We start from the raw sequence: 15,510 nt of genomic DNA on the forward strand, positions 1-15,510 counted from the left end.
CCGGCGCTGGGCCGGCTTCGAGGGGGGGGCTGTTTTCGCTTAGTCGCGGTTGCCGCCGAAGATGCCCAGCAGCGACAGCAGGTTGACGAAGATGTTGTACACGTCCAGGTAGATGTTCAGCGTGGCGCGGATGTAGTTGGTCTCGCCGCCGTTGATGATCTGCTGCACGTCATACAGGATGTAGGCCGAGAAGATCGCGATCGCCACCACCGAGATCACGATCGCCAGCGCCGGGATGCCCAGGAAGATGTTGGCGATCGACGCCAGCAGGATCACCACCACGCCCGCGAACAGCCAGTTGGCCATGCCGGAGAAGTCGCGCTTGGACACCGTGGCGATCGTCGCCAGCACCGCGAACACCGACGCCGTGCCGCCAAACGCGGTCATGATCAGGAATCCGCCGTTGGAATAGCCGAGAATGCGCGACAGCATAGGCGTCAGCATCAGGCCCATGAAGAAGGTGAAGCCCAGCAGCAGGGCCACGCCCAGGCCGGAATCCTTGTTCTTTTCGATGCCCCAGATGAAGCCGAAGGCGATGCCCAGGAACAGCAGCGCCATCAGCCCGCCGCCCAGCGGCAGGTGCAGCGACACGCCCAGCACCGCGCCGAATACGGTCGGCACCATGGACAGGGCCAGCAGCCAGTAGGTATTGCGCAGCACGTTGTGCTGGACCGACCGGCGGCTTCCCGCCAGGTCGTAGGTATTTTGCATGTTGTTCATATGGAACCTCCTTCATAGTGATTCGAATACCGCTTGCCAAAAGCATAGCACGGCGGGGTAAAAATGCGCAAAAATGCCCCGAAAATGCACTTAATACTGGCTTAAAACCGTCCCGGGCCATATTTTCGCCCGAAAAAGGGGCAAATATGGCCGCTCTTGCAAGCTTATCTACTCCCGTTTCTCGGTATATGGGGTGTTCTATGGTAAAATCAAAGGTTGATTGAGTTATCAATTTTGTTTTAAACCTTTCTTTTTATTGGAGTTTTTTAAATGGCAATCGAACGCACCCTGTCGATCATCAAACCAGACGCAGTTGCAAAAAACGTTATCGGCCAAATCTACAGCCGCTTCGAAGGCGCTGGCCTGAAGATCGTTGCTGCTCAAATGAAGCAGCTGTCGCGTGAAGAGGCTGAAGGTTTCTACGCTGCGCACAAAGAGCGCGGTTTCTTCAAGGACCTGGTGGACTTCATGGTCTCCGGCCCAGTCATGATCCAGGCTCTGGAAGGCGAAAACGCAGTTCTGAAAAACCGCGAACTGATGGGCGCCACCGATCCTAAGAAGGCTGAAAAAGGCACCATCCGTGCTGACTTCGCCGATTCGATCGACGCCAACGCTGTCCACGGTTCCGACGCTGTCGAAGCCGCCGCAGTTGAAATCGCTTACTTCTTCGGTAAGTAATTTTTAGTAAGATCCGTTTCCGCGCCGCGGTGCGGAAACGGAAAAATGATTAGTACTGTTTTGAATACCACTATGAACGCACCTCTGACCAACTTGCTGGACTTCGATCCCGCGCAACTTATCGCTTACTGCGCCGAGTTGGGAGAGAAGCCGTTCCGCGCCAAGCAACTGCAACGCTGGATCCACCAATTCGGTGCGTCGGACTTCGACAGCATGACCGATCTGGCCAAGTCGCTGCGCGACAAACTGAAAACCCGCGCCCACGTCACGGCGCCGGCCATCATCAGCGATCACACGTCCACCGACGGCACGCGCAAATGGCTGGTCGACGTCGGCAACGGCAACGCGGTCGAAACCGTGTTCATCCCGGAAGAGAACCGCGGCACGCTGTGCATCTCTACGCAGGCCGGCTGCGCCGTCAACTGCCGCTTCTGCTCGACCGGCAAGCAAGGCTTCTCGCGCAACCTGACCGTCGGCGAGATCATCGGCCAGCTGTGGATGGCGGAGTTCGAACTGCGCCGCACCAAGGGCATCGAGCCGGGCCCGAAGGGCGAGCGCCAGATCACCAACGTGGTCATGATGGGCATGGGCGAGCCGCTGCTGAACTTCGAGCCGACCGCCACCGCCCTCAAGCTGATGCTCGACGATAACGCCTACGGCCTGTCGCGCCGCCGCGTCACCTTGTCGACTTCCGGCGTGGTGCCGATGATGGACAAGCTGTCGCAGGAAGTGCCGGTGGCGCTGGCCGTCTCGCTGCACGCGTCGAACGACAAGCTGCGCGACAGCCTGATCCCGCTGAACAAGAAGTATCCGCTCAAGGAGCTGATGGCCGCCTGCAAGCGCTACCTGGAATTTGCGCCGCGCGACTTCATCACCTTCGAGTACTGCATGCTCGACGGCGTCAACGATTCCGACGAGAACGCCCGCGAACTGCTGGCCCTGGTGCAGGACCGCGAGTTCGGCGTCAACTGCAAGTTCAACCTGATTCCGTTCAACCCGTTCCCGGAGTCGGGCTTGCTGCGCTCCAAGAATCCCCGCATCAAGGCCTTCGCCCAGATCCTGGTCGACGGCGGCCTGGTCACCACCATCCGCAAGACGCGCGGCGACGATATCGACGCCGCCTGCGGCCAGCTGGCCGGCGAAGTGCAGGACCGCACCAAGGTGGCCAAGCGGATGGAGAAAATGGCCGAGTACCAGCAGAAGTTCGGCGCCAATTTCGGCAAGATCGTGGAGATCCGTTCCTGATGACCCTCCTGGCGCAGCGTAGCCGGCTCACTCTCGCCACGATCCTGACGATCGCGGCCGGGACGCTGGCCGGCTGCGCCTCGTCGGGCCCGGAGCGCGGCAAGAGTGGCCAGGCCGAGCTGACCACGGTGTCGGACCAGACCAGCGCCCAGCGCAAGGTCGAGATCCGCATGCAGCTGGCGATCGGCTACTTCGAGCAGCGCCAGTATGCGTTCGCGCTGGACGAGGTCAAGCTGGCGCTGGCGGCCGATCCGAACTACGCCGACGCCTACGGCATGCGCGGCCTGATTTACCAGCAGATGGGCGAGAACGGGCTGGCCGAGGACAACTTCGTGCGCGCCCGCAAGCTGGTGCCGGGGAATCCCGACCTGGCCAACAATTACGGCTCGTTCCTGTGCCAGCTCGGCCGGGTGGCCGAGGCGCTGCCGCTGTTTGATGCGGCCCTGAGCAACCGCAGCTATCGTTCGCCGGCCAGCGCCGCGAACAACGCCGGTTCCTGCGCATTGAAGATCAAGGATTACGCCAGCGCGGAGCGTTATCTGCTGCAAGCCTTGCAGTTGACGCCCGACCTGCCGGCCACCAACGCCAATCTGGCGCGGGTCTATTTTGAAAAGCGCGATTATGTGCGCGCCAATTTCTTCGTGACCCGCCTGAACAAGGTGGCAAAGATGGAGAGCCTGACGGCCGACGTGCTGTGGCTCGCGATTAAGGTGCAGCATAAGCTTGGCGACACGAGCGCGGAAGCTGGTTGGGCGACGCAGTTGCGCCGCCACCACCCCGGCTCGGCCGAGTATGCTGCTTATCAACGTGGGGCGTTTGATGAGTGAAACAGGGATACCAATGAATTCAGAGTGGGCAGATTCGCCAAAAGACCAGGGCAGCAGCAGCCTGGCCACGCCCGGAGCACAACTGGCGGCCCAGCGCGAAGCGATGGGTTGGACGGTGGAACAGATTGCCGATCAACTGAAACTGGCGCCGCGCCAGGTCAAGGCACTGGAAGCGGGCGACTACGCCGCGCTGCCGAATATGGCCGTGGTGCGCGGCTTCGTGCGCGCCTACGCCAAGGTCGTCAAGATAGACGCCACCCCGCTGGTGGCGATGATCGAAGTGGTGTCGCCGACCAGCCATGAGGCCGCGCCGCCGCGCAAGGAAATCGCCGCGACGTTCTCCGAATCGCGCTTCCCGTCGATGACGCAGCGTTCGTCCGGTCCGGCCGGCTGGCTGATCGGTGTGGCCGTGGTGGTGGCCGTGGCCGCCGCCGGCGTGTATGCCTACCAGAGCGGCATGATCCCGGCGACGCTGTTCCAGCGCTCGGAAGCGCCGGCCAGCGCCACGACCGAGGCGGTCAAGCCTGCCGAGCCGGCGATCGCGCCGATCGAAACGACCACCGCCGCGCCGGGCGCGGCAACCGCGCCGCTGCAATCGCCTAGCGTGCCGCTGATTTCGGTGCCGCCGCCAGGCGGCAACGCGCCGGCCGATGCGGCGGCGGCGGGCGCCGCTGCAACGCCGGCCGCCACGACGCCTGCAACCGCGGCGCCGGTCGCGCAAGTGGCGCCACCGGCGGCAGCGCCGGCCGCCGCAGGCAGCCAGCTGGTGCTGGAAGTAACGGAAGATTCGTGGGTGGAGATCCGCCGCCCGGGCACGACGCCGCTGATTTCGCGGCTGGTGAAAGCCGGCAACACCGAGACCTTCGACATCAAGGATCCGGCGCTGCTGATCGTCGGCAAGCCTGGCGGCGTAAAAGCCACGCTGGGCGGCGCGCCGCTGGCGTTGCCACCGGTCGCCGGCGGTACGATTTCGCGCGTGAACATTAAATAAGTTAAGCACAAGCCGAGTAAAAGATCATGTCTTCACAAACAGCTATTCCTTCGGGACCGTCGAATCGCCGCGCCAGCCGCAGCGTGCTGGTTTCGCACGGCCAGCGCAAGATCTGGGTCGGCGGCGACGCGCCCGTGGTGGTGCAGTCGATGACCAATACCGACACCGCCAACGTGATCGAAACCGCGATCCAGATCAAGGAGCTGGCGCGCGCCGGTTCGGAGCTGGTGCGCCTGACGGTGGACCGTCCGGAAGCGGCTGAAGCGGTGCCCTACATCCGCGAGCAGCTGGACAAGATGGACATCGACGTGCCGCTGGTCGGCGATTTTCACTACAACGGCCATACGCTGCTCAACGATTATCCGGAGTGCGCGAAGGCGCTGTCGAAGTACCGCATCAACCCGGGCAACGTCGGCAAGGGCGCCAAGCGCGACACGCAGTTTGCGCAGATGATCGAAGTGGCCGCGCGCTACGACAAGCCGGTGCGCATCGGCGTCAACTGGGGCAGCCTGGACCAGGCGCTGCTGGCGCGCATCATGGACGAAAACGCCGGCCGCGCCGAGCCGTGGTCGGCGCAGGCGGTGATGTACGAGGCGCTGATCACCTCGGCCATCGAGAACGCCGTGCGCGCCGAGGAACTGGGCCTGGGCCGCGACAAGATCATTCTGTCGTGCAAGGTCTCGGGCGTGCAGGATTTGATCGCCGTGTACCGCGAACTGGCCAAGCGCTGCGACTATCCGCTGCACCTGGGCCTGACCGAGGCGGGCATGGGCAGCAAGGGCATCGTCGCCTCGACGGCCGCGCTGTCGGTGCTGCTGCAAGAGGGCATCGGCGACACCATCCGCATCTCGCTGACGCCGGAGCCGGGCGGCGACCGCACCAAGGAAGTCGTGGTCGGCCAGGAGATCCTGCAGACCATGGGCCTGCGCAAATTCACCCCGATGGTGATCGCGTGCCCTGGCTGCGGCCGCACCACCTCGACCACCTTCCAGGAACTGGCCGACAACATCCAGACCTATCTGCGCGACCAGATGCCGGAGTGGAAAAAGACCTATCCGGGCGTGGAGGCGATGAACGTGGCCGTGATGGGCTGCATCGTCAACGGCCCGGGCGAATCGAAGCACGCCAACATCGGCATCAGCCTGCCGGGCACCGGCGAATCGCCGGCCGCGCCGGTGTTCGTCGATGGCGCCAAGTTCGCCACCTTGCGCGGTGAGCGCATCGTTGAAGAGTTCCAGGAAATCGTACTGAATTACGTGAAGAAGAATTACAGCCAAGAATATGTCCAAAACTGAAAAAATCACCGCCGTCAAAGGCATGAACGACATCCTGCCGCAGGATGCGCACCTGTGGGAACTGTTCCAGAACACCGCGCAATCGGTGGTGCAGAGCTACGGCTTCCAGCATATCCGCACGCCCATCGTAGAAAACACCGCGCTGTTCGCGCGCGCCATCGGCGCCGTCACCGACATCGTGGAAAAGGAGATGTACTCGTTCACCGATTCGATGAACGGCGACCAGCTGACCTTGCGCCCTGAAGGCACGGCCGGCGTGGTGCGCGCGGTGATCGAGCATAACCTGGTCTACGAAGGTCCGAAGCGCCTGTGGTACACGGGCCCGATGTTCCGTCACGAGCGTCCGCAGCGCGGCCGCTATCGCCAGTTCTTCCAGTTCGGTTGCGAGGCCGTCGGCTTCAACGGCCCGGACGTGGACGCGGAAATGATCATGATGTGCCGCCGCCTGTGGGATGACCTGGGCCTGGAAAACATCCGCCTTGAGCTGAACTCGATCGGCGACGCCGAAGAGCGCGCGCGCCACCGCGTCGACCTGATCGCCTACCTGGAAAAGCACGAGGAGCTGCTGGACGCCGAAGCCAAGCGCCGCCTGCACAGCAATCCGCTGCGCATCCTGGACACCAAGAACCCTGCCATGCAGGAGATGGTCAACAACGCGCCCAAGCTGCTGGACTACCTGGGCGAGGAATCGCTGGCCCACTTCAACGGCGTGCGCAAGATCCTCGACCACAACAACATCCCGTACACCATCAACACCCGCCTGGTGCGCGGCCTGGACTACTACAACCGCACCGTGTTCGAGTGGGTCACCGACCTGCTGGGCGCCCAGGGCACCGTGTGCGCCGGCGGCCGCTACGATCCGCTGATCCAGACCTTCGGCGGCAAGCCGACGCCGGCCGTCGGTTTCGCCATGGGCATCGAGCGTCTGATCGAATTGATGAAGGAAGCCGGCGAGCCCGAGCAGCCGGGCCAGTGCGACGTCTACCTGGTGCACCAGGGCGAGGCGGCGCAGCTGCAGGCCTTCGTGCTGGGCGAGCGCATCCGCGACGCCGGCCTGGACGTCATCATGCACGCCTCCACCGCCAACGGTCCGGGCAGTTTCAAGACGCAGATGAAGAAGGCCGACGGCAGCGGCGCCGCCTTCGCCGTCATCATCGGCGACGACGAGGTGGCCAACCACACCGCCAGCGTCAAGGCGATGCGCGCGGAAGAGGGCGAGCAGCAGCAATCGACGGTGCCGTTCGACGACGTGGTCGACTTCCTGGTCGACCAGATCACCAGCGGCGACGATCACCACTACCACGTGCACGACGAGCACTGCAATCACTAAGCTAAGTCACCAAACTAAGCCGTACTTTTTTAAACCTATAACTAGCAGACGAACATGGCATACGATCTCGAAGAACAAGAACAAATTGCGTCCCTCAAAGCGTGGTGGGACAAGTACGGCAATCTGACCTCGTGGGTGCTGATCGCCGGCCTCGCGGCGTATTCCGGCTTCACCGGCTGGAACTACTACCAGCGCACCCAGGCCGCGCAAGCGTCCGCGCTGTACGACGAAGTGCAGAACGCGGCCGAGGCCAAGGACAACGTCAAGGTGCTGCGCGCCGCCGGCGACATGGAATCCAAATTCGGCAGCACCGCCTACGCCTCGATGAGCGCGCTGGTGGCGGCCAAGACCAGCTTCGACGCCAACGACATCAAGTCCGCCAAGGCGCAGCTGCAGTGGGCCATCGAGCATGGCGGCGACGAGTTCAAGGCCGTCGCCAAGGTGCGCCTGGCCGGCCTGCTGCTGGACGAGAAAGCCTACGACGAAGCGCTGAAAGTGCTGTCGGGCGACGTGGCACCGCAGTTTGCCGGCGCCGTGGCCGACCGCAAGGGCGACGTGCTGGTCGCTCAGAACAAGCTGGCCGAAGCCCGCACCGCCTACCAGGCCGCGCTGGAGGCCACCGACAAGAAGAACCCTGGCCGTCAGCTGATCCAGCTGAAACTTGAAGCCATCGGCGGCACCGTGCCGGCCGACAAGGACGCAGCGTAATTTTTCCGGCGCCGGCAATCACCGGCGCCTCCCCAGATCAAGGTTAAAAAATGCGTATTACCGAAAAAGTTATTGCTGCAAGCCTGTTTGCGATGTTGGCCGGTTGTTCCTTGTTCTCGTCCAAAGATACCAAGACCCAGCCGGCGGCGCTGGTTGAGCTGAAGGGCGGCATGACGCCCAAGACCGTCTGGAAGTATTCGATGGGTAAAGCCGGCGTGGCCGTCTTCACCCCGGCGCTGGCCGGCGACAGCATCTACGTGGCCGACGCCGACGGCGCCCTGGCGCGCCTGAACGCGGCCACCGGCAAGGAGCAATGGCGCGTCAAGACCGGCACCGACCTGACCGCGGGCGTGGGCAGCGACGGCGAGGTGGTCGTGGTCGGCGGCGCCAAGGGCGTGATCTTCGCCTACGACGCCAACGGCAAGCAGCTGTGGAAAGGCCAGGCGACCAGCGAAGTGCTGTCGTCGCCGGTGGTCGGCGGCGGCATCGTCGTGGTGCGCAGCGTCGACAACCTGATCACCGCGTATGACGCCAAGACCGGCGCCAAGCGCTGGAACGTCACCCGCACCACGCCGGCCCTGACCCTGCGCAACGCGCCGGGCATGGTCATCAACGGCCCCAACGTGTACGTGGCCCAGCCGGGCGGCAAGCTGCTGGCGCTGGTGCTGGCCACCGGCCTGCCGCGCTTTGAAGTGGTGGTCGGCGAGCCGCGCGGCGCCACGGAGCTGGAGCGCGTGACCGACATCGCCGGCACCCCGGTGATCTTCGAGAAAGATGTCTGCGCCGTGTCGTACCAGGGCCGCGTGGCCTGCTTCGACGCCATCACCGGCGCGCCGCACTGGAGCAAGCCGACCTCGTCCGACGTCGGCGTGGCGGTGGACCAGCGTTTTGTATTCGTCTCCGACGACAAAGGCGAAGTTGCAGCCTACAGCCGTGAAAACGGCAGCAACGCCTGGAAGAACGACAAGCTGGCCTACCGCCGCCTGTCGACTCCGGTTTCCTACGGCCGCGTCGTGGCCGTCGGCGACTTCCAGGGATATGTCCACCTCCTGTCACGGGAAGATGGCGCATTTATAGGTCGCGCCGCGACCGACGGCAGCCCGATCCAATCGGACCCCGTCATCGCCGGCACGAATTTGATTTTCCAAACCCAATCAGGGACAGTGACCGCTCTCGCGGTCGAGTAATAAAATGAAGCCGGTAATCGCACTAGTGGGTCGACCCAATGTAGGGAAATCGACCTTGTTCAATCGTCTGACCCGCTCGCGCGATGCGCTGGTGGCGGACTTGCCTGGGTTGACGCGAGATCGTCACTATGGCGAGGGCCGTGTCGGCGAACGTCCCTTCCTCGTCATCGACACGGGCGGCTTCGAGCCGGTCGCCAAGGAAGGCATCATGCACCAGATGGCGCTGCAGACCAAGCAGGCCGTGGCCGAGGCTGACATCGTCATCTTCCTGGTCGACGGCCGCCAGGGCCTGACGCCGCATGATAAAACCATTACCGACTTCCTGCGTAAAAGCGGCCGTCCGGTCATGCTGGTCGTCAACAAGTCGGAAGGCATGCGCTACACCGCCGTCGTCGCCGACTTCTACGAACTGGGACTGGGCGAGCCTTACTCGATCTCGTCGGCGCACGGCGACGGCGTCGCCGACCTAGTGGAGGAGGCGCTGGACCTGGCCTTCGCCCAGCGTCCGGAAGATCCGGAAGAGCTGGAAAAGACCGAACACGGCATCAAGATCGCGCTGGTCGGCCGTCCCAACGTCGGCAAGTCCACGCTGATCAACACCCTGGTGGGCGAAGAGCGCGTGATCGCCTTCGACATGCCGGGCACCACCCGCGACTCGATCGAGATTCCGTTCGAGCGCGAGGGCAAGCAATACACGCTGATCGACACGGCCGGCATCCGCCGCCGCGGCAAGGTGTTCGAGGCGATCGAGAAGTTCTCGGTGGTGAAAACCCTGCAGTCGATCTCGGAAGCCAACGTCGTCGTGCTGATGCTCGACGCGCAGCAAGACATCTCCGAGCAGGACGCCCACATCGCCGGCTTCGTGCTGGAGACTGGCCGCGCGCTGGTGATCGCCGTCAACAAGTGGGACGGCCTGCGCACCGACGAGCGCGACGAGATCAAGATCGACATCGACCGCAAGCTCGATTTCCTGTCCTTCGCCAAGATGCACTTCATCTCGGCGCTGAAGGCGCAGGGCATCGGTCCACTGATGAAGTCGCTTGACGCGGCCTACGCCGCCGCCATGTGCAACCTGTCGACGCCCAAGCTGACGCGCGCGCTGATCGAGGCGGTGGAGAAGCAGGAGCCACGGCGCAAGGGGTCGATCCGTCCGAAGCTGCGCTACGCGCACCAGGGCGGCATGAATCCGCCGGTGATCGTGATTCACGGCAATGCGTTGGACGCCGTCGGCGAACCGTACAAACGCTACCTGGAAAAGCATTTCCGCGACACGTTCCAGCTGGTCGGCACGCCGTTGCGCATCGAACTGCGCACCGGTAAGAATCCGTTCGCAAAAACTCAGTCGAAATAAGCGGTTTTTTTGCTGGTGCGCCCTGCAAAAAAAGCAAAAACAGGTTACAGTGGCTTAGAAGCACCATTCCCGGCGTGGCGAACGGTGTTTCAGCGAAAATCATTTGACTTTCGCTGGGCCACGTACTTGAAATCAAGCGTTTCGCCTCCAATTCCAACACAACAACATAAAATGGAGCTGTTATGAGCAACAAAGGGCAACTGTTACAAGACCCATTCCTCAATGCCTTGCGCAAAGAGCATGTTCCTGTCTCGATCTATCTGGTCAACGGCATCAAGCTGCAGGGCCATATCGAATCGTTCGATCAATACGTCGTATTGCTGCGTAACACAGTGACCCAGATGGTGTACAAGCACGCCATCTCCACCGTGGTGCCGGCACGCGCCGTCAACCTCAACATTGAATCCGAAGCGGAATAAGCGCTTGCACCATCGCTTCTTTTTCTCAAATCGCCTGACCGTCGTATGCGCGCAGCTCTAGTCGGTATCGATTTCGGTCAGGGCGACTTTGCCGCCAGCGTCGAGGAACTGCAACTGCTGGCCCGTTCAGCAGGTGCGGAACCGATCACGACAATTACGGCCAAGCGCTCGTCCCCGGACGCGGCATATTTCGTCGGCAGCGGCAAGGCCGACGAGATCGGCCTTGCCGTGCTCGATCACAAAATCGAAATCGTCATCTTCAACCACGCGCTGTCGCCGGCCCAGCAGCGCAACCTGGAAAAGCGCCTGCAGATCCGGGTGCTGGACCGCACCAGCCTGATCCTCGACATTTTCGCCCAGCGCGCCGCCTCTCACGAGGGCAAGCTGCAGGTGGAACTGGCTCAGCTGCAGCATCTGGCCACGCGCCTGATACGCGGCTGGACCCACCTGGAACGGCAAAAGGGTGGTATCGGCCTGCGCGGCCCCGGCGAGACGCAGCTCGAGACCGACCGCCGATTGATCGGCGAGCGGGTCAAGGCCCTGCGCGCGCGTCTGGACAAGCTGCGCAAGCAGCACGAGACGCAGCGCCGTTCGCGCGGCCGCAGCCAGACCTTCTCGGTGTCGCTGGTCGGCTATACCAATGCCGGCAAGTCGACCTTGTTCAACGCCGTCACCAAGGCCGGCGTGTATGTCGCAGATCAATTGTTCGCCACCCTGGACACCACCTCGCGCCGTGTCTACATGGGGCAGGAAGTGGGCAACGTGGTGATCTCGGACACGGTCGGTTTCGTGCGCGAACTGCCGCACCAGCTGGTGGCGGCCTTCCGCGCCACGCTGGAGGAGACCATCCACGCCGATCTGCTGCTGCACGTGGTCGACGCCTCGTCGCCGGTGCGCATGGAGCAGATCGAGCAGGTCAACCTGGTGCTCAAGGAAATCGGCGCCGATCACATTCCGCAGATACTGGTGTGGAACAAGATCGATGCCGCGGAGCTGGAGCCGTCGGTCGAGCGGGATGAATATGATAAGATTTCCCGCGTTTTCCTCAGCGCGCGCACCGGTCAAGGACTGGACCTGTTGCGCGGCGCCATGATCGAATGGGCCAAGAACGCGCCGGGTGCCCGGCTCAACCAGGCTTATCATGTCGACGACGAAGTAGCAGAACCGGATAGCAGTCCCACCCTTACTCATGTCGGATCACACTAATGCGTGTCTCGTCACTTATGAAACGTCTCGGCTTGAAGCTGTCGCTGAACGATCCCCGCTGGGGCTCGGACAAGAAAGATAGCAAGCCGCAAGCCAATGAAGGCAAGAAGCCCGGCGAAGGCCCTCCCGACATGGAGCAGCTGTGGCGCGATTTCAACCAGCGCCTGAACAGCTTCTTCGGCCAGAAGAACCGTCCCGATAACAACGGCGGCGGCAATGGCGGCGGCGGTGGCCGTTCCGACCTGTCCGGCGTGCGCGCCACGGCCGGCGCGGTCGGCGCCGTCATCGCGCTGATCTGGCTTGCCAGCGGTTCCTTCATCGTGCAGGAAGGCCAGACCGGCGTGGTCTACACCTTCGGCAAAGTCAGCCACACCACCGGCTCCGGTTTCAACTGGCGCTGGCCGTACCCGTTCCAGAGCGACGAGACGGTCAAGGTGTCGCAGATGCGCATGGTCGAAATCGGCTATCGCGGCAACGTCAAGAACAAGCAGCTGCGCGAGGCGCTGATGCTGACCGACGATGAAAACATCATCGACATGCAGTTCGCCGTCCAGTTCAAGCTGAAGGATCCCGTGGCCTGGCTGATGAACAACCGCGACGAGGAGGAAACCGTACGCCAGGTGGCCGAGACCTCGATCCGCGAAGTGGTCGGCAAGAACAAGATGGACTTCGTGCTGTACGAGGGCCGCGACAAGGTCGGCTTTGAAACCCAGCAGCTGATGCAGCAGATCCTCGACCGCTATGCGTCGGGCGTGCTGATCTCGGCCGTCACGCTGCAGAACGTGCAGCCGCCGGAGCAGGTGCAGGGCGCCTTCGACGACGCGGTCAAGGCAGGACAGGACCGCGAGCGCCAGAAGAACGAAGGCCAGGCCTACGCCAACGACGTGATCCCCAAGGCCCACGGCTACGCCTCGCGCCTGATGCAGGAGGCCGAAGCCTACCGCTCGATGGTGACCGAGAACGCCACCGGCAACGCCTCGCGCTTCAAGCAGGTGCTGACCGAGTACCAGAAGGCCCCGGGCGTCACGCGCGACCGCATGTACCTGGAAACCATGCAGCAGATCTTCTCCAGCGCCAGCAAGGTCATGGTCGACGCCAAGACCGGCAGCAACCTGCTGTACCTGCCATTGGACAAGCTGATCGCACAAGCGGCGGCCACCGATGCGCAGGCCGCGGCCGCCAAGGCTGCCGCGCAAGCGGCCGCATCGCCGCCGCCGGTGGCCACGCTGCCGTCGGATGTGATGCCGACGGTGGAAGTGAGTCGCCAGCGTGATCCGCGTTCGCGCGAAGCCTTACGTGACCGGGAGAGCCGTTAATGAACCGCATAGCCAGTACCCTTATCGCGGCGTTCGTCGCGCTGCTCGTGTTGTCGTCGATGGTGTTCGTGGTCGACCAGCGCAAGTACGCGATCGTGTTCGCGCTGGGCCAGATCAAGGAAGTGATACGCGAGCCGGGCCTGCATTTCAAGCTGCCGCCGCCGTTCCAGAACGTGGTCTATCTCGACAACCGCATCCTCACCATTGAAACGCCGGACGCCGAGCGCTTCATCACGGCCGAGAAGATGAACATCCTGATCGACAGCTTCGTCAAGTGGCGCATCGGCCGCAACGAAGGCCAGGCCAAGCTGTACTACGTCACCTTCGGCGGCGACGAGAGCCGCGCGCGCGACCGCATGTCGGTCATCGTCAAGGCGGCGCTGAACGAGGAAATCACCAAGCACACGGTGAGCGAAGTGATTTCCGGCCAGCGCGGCCAGGTGATGGAGGCGATCCGCACCAAAGTCGTGCAGGAAGCGGCGCAGATCGGCGTCGAGATCATCGACGTGCGCCTCAAGCGCGTGGAATACGTCGAGCAGATCAACAACTCGGTGTACGACCGCATGAAGGCCGAGCGCCTGCGCGTGGCCAACGAGCTGCGCTCGACCGGTTCGGCCGAGTCGGAGAAGATCCGCGCCGACGCCGACCGCCAGCGCGCCGTGATCCTGGCCGAGGCCTATCGCGACGCCGAGCAGATCCGCGGCGAGGGCGACGCCAAGGCCTCGGGCATCTACGCCGAAGCGTTCGGCAAGAACCCCGAGTTCTACAAGTTCTACCGCAGCCTGGAAGCCTACCGCGCCACCTTCAAGAATCACGGCGACGTGATGGTGATGGATTCGAGCTCGGACTTCTTCAAGTACTTCAAAGGCTCCGGCGCCGCCGGTTCGGCCGCACCGGCTCCCGCCAAGAAGTAAAGTCAGACCCGCGCCGGGGTGCCGTATGGCTCCCCGGCGTATCTTTTTCTCCTCTCGCAACGTATTTTCGCGTAAAATATCAGGTTCGGCTTTCTGCTTGATGGCTGCGGCGCGTGCGTCACATTGTTCATTTTTCAATTACCTTTGTCACCAGTTTCCCATGCCGAATTGGCTTTTGCCCGAAAATATCGCCGACGTCCTGCCGTCGGAAGCCCGCAAGATTGAAGAACTGCGTCGTCTGATGCTGGATAATTTCCGTCTGTACGGATATGAACTGGTCATGCCGCCGCTGCTCGAGTACCTGGAGTCGCTGCTGACCGGCGCCGGCGAGGATACCGATCTGCGCACCTTCAAGCTGGTCGACCAGATCTCCGGCCGCATGCTGGGCCTGCGCGCCGACATGACGATCCAGGTGGCCCGCATCGACGCCCACCTGTTGAACCGCGCCTCGGTCACCCGCCTGTGCTACGCCGGCAGCGTGCTGCATACCCGTCCGTCGGGCCTGCACGCCACCCGCGAGCCGCTGCAGATCGGCGCCGAGATCTACGGCCATGCCGGCCTCGAAGCGGACGCCGAGATCCAGGAGCTGGCGCTGGCTTCGCTGGCGCTGGCCGGCTTCACCGAAGTGCGGCTGGACCTGACGCATGTCGGCGTGCTGCGCGCCATCCTCGAAGGCGACGCCGCGGCGGCCAGGGATGAAGCCCAGCTGTACCTGCTGCTGCGCGCCAAGGATGTGCCCGGCCTGCAGGAGCTGACGAAACATTACTCGCCGGTGGTGCGCGACGCCTTGCTGGCGCTGCCCAACCTGTACGGCAGCGTCGAAGTGCTCAAGCGCGCGCGCGACGTGCTGCCGGACCTGCCGGGCATCGCCAAGGCGCTGTCCGAGCTGGCGGCGCTGGCCGCGTCGGCCATCGACCGCGCGGAAGTGGCGATCGACCTGGCCGACCTGCGCGGCTATCAGTACGAAAGCGGCGCGATGTTCGCGCTGTATGTGCCGGGCCTGCCGAACGCGGTGGCGCGCGGCGGCCGTTACGATCACGTAGGCGAGGCTTTCGGCCGGGCGCGTCCCGCCACCGGCTTCTCGCTCGACCTGCGCGAACTGGCGCGCCTGCTGCCGACCGCGGAGCGCAAGCATTCGATCCGCGCGCCGTGGGGCAATGCGCCGGAATTGAAGGAAAAAATCGCCGAGCTGCGCAAGTCCGGCGAAGTCGTGATCCAAAGTTTGCCGGGTCACAGCAACGAGCTGGACGAGTTCGAGTGCGATCGCGCGCTGGTCCTCGACGATAATGGTAGCAACTGGATTCTTAAAAACTTAGGTTAGTG

At 63.2% G+C, this 15,510-nt stretch carries 15 protein-coding genes; 14 read left to right on the plus strand and 1 reads right to left on the minus strand.

Features of this window, described 5'->3' with window-relative positions; all coding sequences use genetic code 11:
* Nucleotides 1-39: 39 nt before the first annotated feature.
* Nucleotides 40-720, minus strand: a complete 681-nt coding sequence (locus ABWW33_RS15905; RefSeq protein ID WP_176651958.1) for a Bax inhibitor-1/YccA family protein — start codon at nucleotides 718-720, stop codon at nucleotides 40-42.
* Nucleotides 721-990: 270 nt separating this feature from the next.
* On the opposite strand from ABWW33_RS15905, the gene ndk reads away from it, so the two are divergent.
* The 14 genes from ndk (at nucleotide 991) to ABWW33_RS15975 (ending at nucleotide 15,508) form a co-directional block, all read left to right on the plus strand.
* Nucleotides 991-1,398: a nucleoside-diphosphate kinase gene (gene ndk / locus ABWW33_RS15910; RefSeq protein WP_090314593.1), complete on the plus strand. Its 408-nt coding sequence runs from the start codon at nucleotides 991-993 to the stop codon at nucleotides 1,396-1,398.
* 72 nt (nucleotides 1,399-1,470) lie between these two features.
* Entirely contained in the window at nucleotides 1,471-2,643 is a 1,173-nt protein-coding gene (gene rlmN / locus ABWW33_RS15915) for a dual-specificity RNA methyltransferase RlmN (protein WP_353402799.1), read from the plus strand.
* Entirely contained in the window at nucleotides 2,643-3,470 is an 828-nt protein-coding gene (gene pilW, locus ABWW33_RS15920) for a type IV pilus biogenesis/stability protein PilW (RefSeq protein WP_176651956.1), read from the plus strand. The genes rlmN and pilW overlap by 1 nt, the downstream gene beginning before the upstream one ends.
* A gap of 13 nt (nucleotides 3,471-3,483) precedes the next feature.
* Nucleotides 3,484-4,461, plus strand: coding sequence for a helix-turn-helix domain-containing protein (locus tag ABWW33_RS15925; protein WP_353402801.1), 978 nt, complete (start codon nucleotides 3,484-3,486; stop codon nucleotides 4,459-4,461).
* A 26-nt stretch (nucleotides 4,462-4,487) separates the two neighbouring features.
* Nucleotides 4,488-5,756: a flavodoxin-dependent (E)-4-hydroxy-3-methylbut-2-enyl-diphosphate synthase gene (gene ispG, locus ABWW33_RS15930; RefSeq protein WP_176651954.1), complete on the plus strand. Its 1,269-nt coding sequence runs from the start codon at nucleotides 4,488-4,490 to the stop codon at nucleotides 5,754-5,756.
* Nucleotides 5,743-7,086, plus strand: coding sequence for a histidine--tRNA ligase (hisS, locus tag ABWW33_RS15935; RefSeq protein WP_353402804.1), 1,344 nt, complete (start codon nucleotides 5,743-5,745; stop codon nucleotides 7,084-7,086). Before ispG ends, hisS begins: the two co-directional genes overlap by 14 nt.
* Before the next feature lie 54 nt (nucleotides 7,087-7,140).
* On the plus strand, nucleotides 7,141-7,794 hold the full coding sequence (locus ABWW33_RS15940) for a YfgM family protein (protein ID WP_353402806.1): 654 nt from the start codon (nucleotides 7,141-7,143) through the stop codon (nucleotides 7,792-7,794).
* Between the two features lie 50 nt (nucleotides 7,795-7,844).
* On the plus strand, nucleotides 7,845-8,981 hold the full coding sequence (gene bamB / locus ABWW33_RS15945; RefSeq protein WP_353402808.1) for an outer membrane protein assembly factor BamB: 1,137 nt from the start codon (nucleotides 7,845-7,847) through the stop codon (nucleotides 8,979-8,981).
* 4 nt (nucleotides 8,982-8,985) lie between these two features.
* A complete protein-coding gene (der, locus tag ABWW33_RS15950) occupies nucleotides 8,986-10,332 on the plus strand; it encodes a ribosome biogenesis GTPase Der (protein ID WP_176651950.1) in 1,347 nt (448 codons plus the stop codon).
* Between the two features lie 182 nt (nucleotides 10,333-10,514).
* Complete coding sequence (hfq, locus tag ABWW33_RS15955; protein WP_008450615.1) at nucleotides 10,515-10,751, plus strand: RNA chaperone Hfq; 237 nt, start codon at nucleotides 10,515-10,517, stop codon at nucleotides 10,749-10,751.
* 45 nt (nucleotides 10,752-10,796) lie between these two features.
* The gene (gene hflX, locus ABWW33_RS15960; RefSeq protein ID WP_353402810.1) at nucleotides 10,797-11,957 is read left to right on the plus strand and encodes a GTPase HflX; all 1,161 of its coding nucleotides are present in this window, start codon (nucleotides 10,797-10,799) and stop codon (nucleotides 11,955-11,957) included.
* A gap of 17 nt (nucleotides 11,958-11,974) precedes the next feature.
* Nucleotides 11,975-13,273 (plus strand): FtsH protease activity modulator HflK, encoded by a 1,299-nt coding sequence (gene hflK, locus ABWW33_RS15965; RefSeq protein WP_353402812.1) that lies wholly within the window; start codon nucleotides 11,975-11,977, stop codon nucleotides 13,271-13,273.
* Nucleotides 13,273-14,187, plus strand: a complete 915-nt coding sequence (hflC, locus tag ABWW33_RS15970) for a protease modulator HflC (RefSeq protein ID WP_176651947.1) — start codon at nucleotides 13,273-13,275, stop codon at nucleotides 14,185-14,187. Before hflK ends, hflC begins: the two co-directional genes overlap by 1 nt.
* 160 nt (nucleotides 14,188-14,347) lie before the next feature.
* Complete coding sequence (locus tag ABWW33_RS15975; RefSeq protein WP_353402814.1) at nucleotides 14,348-15,508, plus strand: ATP phosphoribosyltransferase regulatory subunit; 1,161 nt, start codon at nucleotides 14,348-14,350, stop codon at nucleotides 15,506-15,508.
* The last annotated feature ends 2 nt before the right edge of the window (nucleotides 15,509-15,510 follow it).

This window comes from Duganella hordei, assembly GCF_040369125.1.
Lineage (GTDB): Bacteria > Pseudomonadota > Gammaproteobacteria > Burkholderiales > Burkholderiaceae_D > Rugamonas > Rugamonas hordei.

Bases quoted from the DNA above. Each gene is read 5' to 3' on its own strand.
- ABWW33_RS15905 (WP_176651958.1), bottom strand. From the start codon at position 720: ATGAACAACATGCAAAATACCTACGACCTGGCGGGAAGCCGCCGGTCG.
- ndk (WP_090314593.1), top strand. From the start codon at position 991: ATGGCAATCGAACGCACCCTGTCGATCATCAAACCAGACGCAGTTGCA.
- rlmN (WP_353402799.1), top strand. From the start codon at position 1,471: ATGAACGCACCTCTGACCAACTTGCTGGACTTCGATCCCGCGCAACTT.
- pilW (WP_176651956.1), top strand. From the start codon at position 2,643: ATGACCCTCCTGGCGCAGCGTAGCCGGCTCACTCTCGCCACGATCCTG.
- ABWW33_RS15925 (WP_353402801.1), top strand. From the start codon at position 3,484: ATGAATTCAGAGTGGGCAGATTCGCCAAAAGACCAGGGCAGCAGCAGC.
- ispG (WP_176651954.1), top strand. From the start codon at position 4,488: ATGTCTTCACAAACAGCTATTCCTTCGGGACCGTCGAATCGCCGCGCC.
- hisS (WP_353402804.1), top strand. From the start codon at position 5,743: ATGTCCAAAACTGAAAAAATCACCGCCGTCAAAGGCATGAACGACATC.
- ABWW33_RS15940 (WP_353402806.1), top strand. From the start codon at position 7,141: ATGGCATACGATCTCGAAGAACAAGAACAAATTGCGTCCCTCAAAGCG.
- bamB (WP_353402808.1), top strand. From the start codon at position 7,845: ATGCGTATTACCGAAAAAGTTATTGCTGCAAGCCTGTTTGCGATGTTG.
- der (WP_176651950.1), top strand. From the start codon at position 8,986: ATGAAGCCGGTAATCGCACTAGTGGGTCGACCCAATGTAGGGAAATCG.
- hfq (WP_008450615.1), top strand. From the start codon at position 10,515: ATGAGCAACAAAGGGCAACTGTTACAAGACCCATTCCTCAATGCCTTG.
- hflX (WP_353402810.1), top strand. From the start codon at position 10,797: ATGCGCGCAGCTCTAGTCGGTATCGATTTCGGTCAGGGCGACTTTGCC.
- hflK (WP_353402812.1), top strand. From the start codon at position 11,975: ATGAAACGTCTCGGCTTGAAGCTGTCGCTGAACGATCCCCGCTGGGGC.
- hflC (WP_176651947.1), top strand. From the start codon at position 13,273: ATGAACCGCATAGCCAGTACCCTTATCGCGGCGTTCGTCGCGCTGCTC.
- ABWW33_RS15975 (WP_353402814.1), top strand. From the start codon at position 14,348: ATGCCGAATTGGCTTTTGCCCGAAAATATCGCCGACGTCCTGCCGTCG.